5 protein-coding genes are annotated in these 5395 nt (G+C 52.3%); 1 reads left to right on the forward strand and 4 read right to left on the reverse strand.

The window, feature by feature from the left end:
- Positions 1 to 225: 225 nt before the first annotated feature.
- From ABJM11_RS14565 to ABJM11_RS14580, 4 genes are read right to left on the reverse strand one after another with little or no spacing between them, the layout of a single operon-like run.
- Positions 226 to 819, reverse strand: coding sequence for a hypothetical protein (locus tag ABJM11_RS14565; RefSeq protein ID WP_348296539.1), 594 nt, complete (start codon positions 817 to 819; stop codon positions 226 to 228).
- Positions 820 to 3753 (reverse strand): Tn3 family transposase, encoded by a 2934-nt coding sequence (locus ABJM11_RS14570; protein ID WP_348296540.1) that lies wholly within the window; start codon positions 3751 to 3753, stop codon positions 820 to 822. It abuts the gene before it with no gap.
- Between the two features lie 14 nt (positions 3754 to 3767).
- Positions 3768 to 4058 (reverse strand): type II toxin-antitoxin system RelE/ParE family toxin, encoded by a 291-nt coding sequence (locus ABJM11_RS14575; RefSeq protein ID WP_348296541.1) that lies wholly within the window; start codon positions 4056 to 4058, stop codon positions 3768 to 3770.
- A complete protein-coding gene (locus ABJM11_RS14580) occupies positions 4046 to 4318 on the reverse strand; it encodes a CopG family ribbon-helix-helix protein (protein ID WP_348296542.1) in 273 nt (90 codons plus the stop codon). The genes ABJM11_RS14575 and ABJM11_RS14580 overlap by 13 nt, the downstream gene beginning before the upstream one ends.
- Positions 4319 to 4622: 304 nt before the next feature.
- On the opposite strand from ABJM11_RS14580, the gene ABJM11_RS14585 reads away from it, so the two are divergent.
- A complete protein-coding gene (locus ABJM11_RS14585) occupies positions 4623 to 5183 on the forward strand; it encodes a recombinase family protein (protein ID WP_348296543.1) in 561 nt (186 codons plus the stop codon).
- The last annotated feature ends 212 nt before the right edge of the window (positions 5184 to 5395 follow it).

The following is a 5395-nucleotide window of genomic DNA, read 5'->3' on the forward strand; positions in this document are numbered from 1 at the left end:
TGAATGGAAGGGGGAAGCAGGAAGTCAGTGTCCCGATCAGCAAGTACAAAATGTCCCATCATTGAAGTCCGGTTATGGCCCCTGTTGTATTGATTATCTCACTTCGACACTGCGTGGTTAAGTCCGACAGGCTGCTAGCGGGGGCATTTGAACAGAAACTTACGGTTCCGCCCACCCGGATCCACCTCAAACCGTAAATTCCTGCGCAATTCTCCCCTGCTCACTTCATGGCCGAGGATTGAGATCGAGCGGATACTTCTTTAAATCCAGGTAATCCCAGTTATTTCGGCATACCCAATTCATCACTGTACCCGGCGGATCCGGGTTCTTGGTAAAGGTCTTCACCGCGCTTTCGTATTGTTCGGACGAGCAACTGCCCTCGCTAAATTGTTCCTGGTTGGTGCGCAGTCCCGCCAGGTCAGGAGCCTCAAATTGCGAGCGAAAAGCGGTGACGGTCTGATCCGGATTAATGGCGAAGAAAAAGTAGTCCTGGGTATCCAGCATGGTTGCAATCACCGCCTGGATGATCGGATTCCCGGCTGGTACCAAGCCGTGATACGTGGCATGGCCATAGAATTCAAACCCAAAGTGAAGCACCTTGTATTGGCTTGTACCCAGAACTGAATGCCCGAAGTTCATGCCTTGGTGCGTTACCTGGTTTGGTAAAGGTCTCTCTGGCCGTACCGCAATGAAACCGCATTTCTCTTTCCGGTCTTCCACGTAACCCAATGCGAAACAAGGCGCTTGCGCAGCCACAAGATCGCGGATCAGCAATTGATTGACCGTCAGGCGCGGCAGATAGTTGTGGACTTCACCCATCTATTTCGTTTCCTCTCGTTCAATAAAGTAGGTGCCATTGGGCAAGACGTGTTTGTAGGGCAGTAGGGAGATGTGAGCCAGCAGGTCATCGTCCACCGTCTCACCTTGCTTTCGGAGTTCATCGACGATGTTGCTGATCCTGGAGGTGTTCCAGTACAGGATGGCATTGGATACCAGGCTTAACGCACTTGCCTTGTTCATGATCTCCAGGTAATCACCGGTGGTGAATTCCCCTTGGTTGGCAAAGAAGATCCAGCGCGGCAGGTTGTGCCGGTACTCGCCTTTGTTGAGCTGGAGCTGAACCGTGCGGCGCAGGTCTTTGTCGGTGATATAGCGCAGTATGTATTCGGTCTTGATGATCCTGCCCAGGTTGGTGAAGGCCTTCGCCAGACGGTCAGAGGGAAAGCTGTTGGTCAGTCGCTCCACAATCACGTGGGCCGGTGCCGTGCGTTCCTTTAACGACGTGGCTACATGGATCATTTCGTCCCACTGCTCTTCCACAATGCCCAGATCCGCCGTCTTGTTCAGTGAGGGTGTGAATACGCCGTAATTGACGTTGCGCTCCACCCGGTAGAGCTGCTGATCCTTGAGGTCGCGGATTCGGGGCCTGAAGTAGTACCCCAGCAAGTAGCACAGCGCAAAGATGATTTCGGTGTAGCCGTGGGTGTCGGTGGTATGTTCGCGGATCTTCAGGATGGTGTTGTTTTCCAGCAGGCCATCCAGGACGTACAGGGCTTCCCTGGGATTACAGGAAATGGCCTTGGTACTGTATACCGAGTATTGATCGGACACATGGGTGTAGATGCCGATCGCTTTCTCATAGTAACCGTAGTAGCGAGGATAATACGCCGCCAACAGGCTGTCGGCCCGGATCCGGAAGCGCTGCGCATCCGATGATGACACCTGGCCAGATCCGTGCACCTCACTGAACGGCAATTGGTGATGCTGGTTCACAATCTCGGCGCTGGCCGCCGTAATGGTTTCCTCGCGCACGTAGAACTGCAAGACGTGGCGCAGCATATCCACTGAGACATCATCAACACTCGCACTCATGGCCACCACGCCCAGGTTGGTAGCCTGGGAAATCAAGGCAGAGATCAGCGTTTTGTAGAAGTTCTTCGGCCTGGAGTGGTGTTGCTGTACCGGGATAAAGTGCCGGGAGAAATTGGTTTCCCTGTCCACTTCCATCAGCAGTTCTTCAATGCGAATGTTGGGCATACTGGCATCGATGACTTTCTGGAGTTTCTTCACAGTCTCCGGGATTTCAGCCTTGTCATCGCGCTTCAGCTTGAGATTGCCATCCTTGATGTCAGCAAAGGTATCCAAACCAAACCGCTTTTCCGCTTCGCCCACACTCTGGTGGAATTGCAAAATCAATTGCGCTTTCACCTGGTCTTTAAACGGTTGCTGGAGGTCCTCGTAGGCAGCTTCGCGGGTATCCTCCCACCGGTGCGGGTTCAGCATCAGATCCCAGAAAGAGACGTGTTGTTTGCTCTTGGGCACAAACAGATCCCCGGAGCGCAAGGCGTCCTTCATGGCCATAGCCACGCCCAGTTCCCAGGCGTTGCGCTGGATCTTGCCGTTTTTGCCTTTCAGGCACCGCCGTAGCTCCTTGGGAATGAAATACGTGGGTACTTCATCTGGCAAGGTTTTCAGTTCACCGGCATCGAGCTGGCGAATCAGTTGTATGGACTTCAGGAGTGGTTCAGTACCGGGCTTGGCCTGGAACGGCAGGTGCAGGAATTCCGGGAAATATTTGCGTAAACTGGGATAACGGGCCAGCAGCAGATCACCGTAGCCGCGCTCTTCCAGGCGCTTGAAGATATGCAAATCATCCACGGATTCCAGCAGTTTCTTTTCATCGATGCGTTGCCACAGATCCACCTTGTTCAACGGCTTGTCATCGGGCCAATCCAGGATCAAGTGGGTCGCATTCAGCACCGTATCAATGGCTTTCTTCTGGCGCTTGCGAAATTCGCGGTGCTTTTTCTCGTGAACCTGCCTGCCTTTACGCAGCATGTCCAGGATGTACTGGTCGTGCATTTTCACCAGGTGATCCAGCAGCACCTTGCGTGTTTCCAGCAGGAAACACAACATCAGGGAATAACGTTTGTTTTCCTTGAACCGTTTGATGTCCTTGGCGTTGTAGCGGCGCGCCAGTTTGTAGAGGTAATCCATAAAGGCCGGATCCACGATCCGCGATTCAATCGCATCGATGCCGGTACCATCGAGAGACCGGTATCGCTCCAGGTAACTTTGAATTGAGGTGATGGTGGCTGACGGCGGATATTCCTTCAGGAGGTAGAACAGCGATCGCTGATCGCCAGGTGCGGCAATCAATAGCTCATCAATGGCCTGCCGGATTTCCGCTGATAGTTGCCGATAAAGTGACTCAAACAATCGCTCATGAACCTCGGAGCAAACACTGATAATCAAGCGTTCCAGGACGCTTGGCCCCGGCAGGATCACTTTGGTATTCAGAAGATACTGCTCTGCACGTAGAAACAGTTCATCCGGCAAGAAGCCTTGCTCGGCCTGTTTCGACAACCACTTTTCCAGGCTGGCTTGGGCGTTGTCATCGTATTTGACGAAGCCCAAATAAGTCAGGATGTTTTTGCGTTGTTCGGAAAACGTGGCATCCCGATCTGGGGTGTTGATGGTCAGGGACGGTGGTAATTCAAGCTGGCTATTGAGGTAGCTCACAATGCGTGGCGACAGGTCGTTGACCTCCACCAGGAAACGACCGTACAGGCGCACGGCACAAAGCTGGATGGCGATGAACAGGCGGGAGTGGGTGCGGTAGCGATTAACTTCTTTCTTGTCGGCTTCCGATAGCGTCCAGTCCCTGGCCATTTCCTCATCGGAGAAATCCTGCGGCAATGTCACTGGTTGGTAACGTTGCCGTTGGGTCAAGAACTTTTCATTGGCTGTCATTATTCATTGTTATCTTAGTATCCGGCTTCTTTCTGATGTCGCACCGCAAGAATCGTTGCAGTTTCTCCATCGAAGCGATACAAAGCTATATATCCACTGCCTCCGAAATCGATCAGCCATTCCCGAAACTCTGGCTCCATATCTGCAACAGGGCGACCTGCTTCCGGTTGAAGAGCCAGTATTTTCACGCCAGCCCGTATCGTTTTGATTGCCCGTCGAGCCGCATCTTCATTGTTTAGCGCAAGGAATCGATAGAGCCGCTGTACATCAGCGAGGGCGGGCGGTGACCAGATCAGATGTGGCACTTAGGCAACTCCACATCGTCACCCGCTTCAAGCTTCTCCAGCCAAGCGTCAGCTTCTTCAAGCGTCAGATGCAGTCCGTTTTTCTGGTACGCTTCCCAGGCGCGTAATGCATCCTGTTTGAAGGATTCGCGCTTTTCCTCACGCTCAACATAATCACGGATCGCTTCGCGCATGATCCAGTGTGATGAACGATGCCGTGCTTCAGCCAGATGCTGAATTCGGTTCTTCAAGTTTTCATCAAGCTTTACTGATGTTGCCATTTTGTTACCTCGGTATTTAAAGGTAGTACCATTAAATACTATACCACAGAATCCTCTCCGACCAGTGAGTAAAGAAAACCCTCATTTTATTAACTGCTTCGCGCAGGCCCTGAAAGGCAACGGGTTTGCAGCACAACTAAAGTTAATATACTCGGTTAATATTTCAATGTTAATATATTTCCTAGAGTTACGAGTAATTTAACTTTTGTGAGCGACGACCGGGTAGCTGCGATAACCGCCAACTTTTTAGGCCCGGTGGAAGAACCCCCAAATCTGTAAAGTTTGCCTGGAGAGTGAGAAGCATATGCTGGTTGGTTATGCACGAGTCTCGACTGACGATCAAAACCTCAACTTGCAACGAGACGCCCTCGACCAGGCTGGGTGTGAGCAAATCTTCAAGGATCAGCTTAGCGGTGCCAAAGCGGAACGCCCAGGTCTGCACCAGGCTTTGCAGTACGCGAGAACGGGTGACACCATAGTGGTCTGGCGACTGGATCGCTTGAGCAGGTCACTCAAAGACTTGATCGAGATGGTGACACTGCTGGAATTCAAGGGGATCGGCTTGAAGAGCCTCCAGGAAGCCATCGACACCTCATCCAGCTCCGGCAAGTTGATTTTCCATATATTCGGTGCGTTGGCTGAGTTTGAGCGGAACCTGATCCGTGAGCGCACCCAAGCAGGCCTCCAAGCTGCGCGAGCGCGCGGACGAAAAGGGGGTAGGCCTAAGTCACTCAACAAAGATAAACAGGCCTTGGCCGTGAAGCTTTACGACGAGAAGGAACACACCGTGGATCAGATCTGCGAAATGATGGGAATTTCAAAGCCCACACTCTACAAGTACATCAAGGCGGCCAAAGGCCGGTGAATTTCGTGCAGGAATTTACGGTTTGGGTGGATCAGGGTGGGCAGAACCGTAAGTTTCTGTTCAAATGCCCCCACTAGCAGCCTGTCGGACTTGCACCTGACAGGCGTTATTTAACGTTGTCTGTTCGCTTGGTTTCCCGAGTTTGACCGTTAGGTGGTCATCAGGGAGTCCAGATTGGCCTCTATGGCACTTTTAGGTGCTCCAGATAAGGC

This window comes from Marinobacter sp., from assembly GCF_039977835.1.
Taxonomy (GTDB): domain Bacteria; phylum Pseudomonadota; class Gammaproteobacteria; order Pseudomonadales; family Oleiphilaceae; genus Marinobacter.

Excerpts from the sequence above, each read along its gene's own strand:
- ABJM11_RS14585 (WP_348296543.1), top strand. The coding sequence starts at position 4,623 with ATGCTGGTTGGTTATGCACGAGTCTCGACTGACGATCAAAACCTCAAC.
- ABJM11_RS14570 (WP_348296540.1), bottom strand. The coding sequence starts at position 3,753 with ATGACAGCCAATGAAAAGTTCTTGACCCAACGGCAACGTTACCAACCA.
- ABJM11_RS14565 (WP_348296539.1), bottom strand. The coding sequence starts at position 819 with ATGGGTGAAGTCCACAACTATCTGCCGCGCCTGACGGTCAATCAATTG.
- ABJM11_RS14580 (WP_348296542.1), bottom strand. The coding sequence starts at position 4,318 with ATGGCAACATCAGTAAAGCTTGATGAAAACTTGAAGAACCGAATTCAG.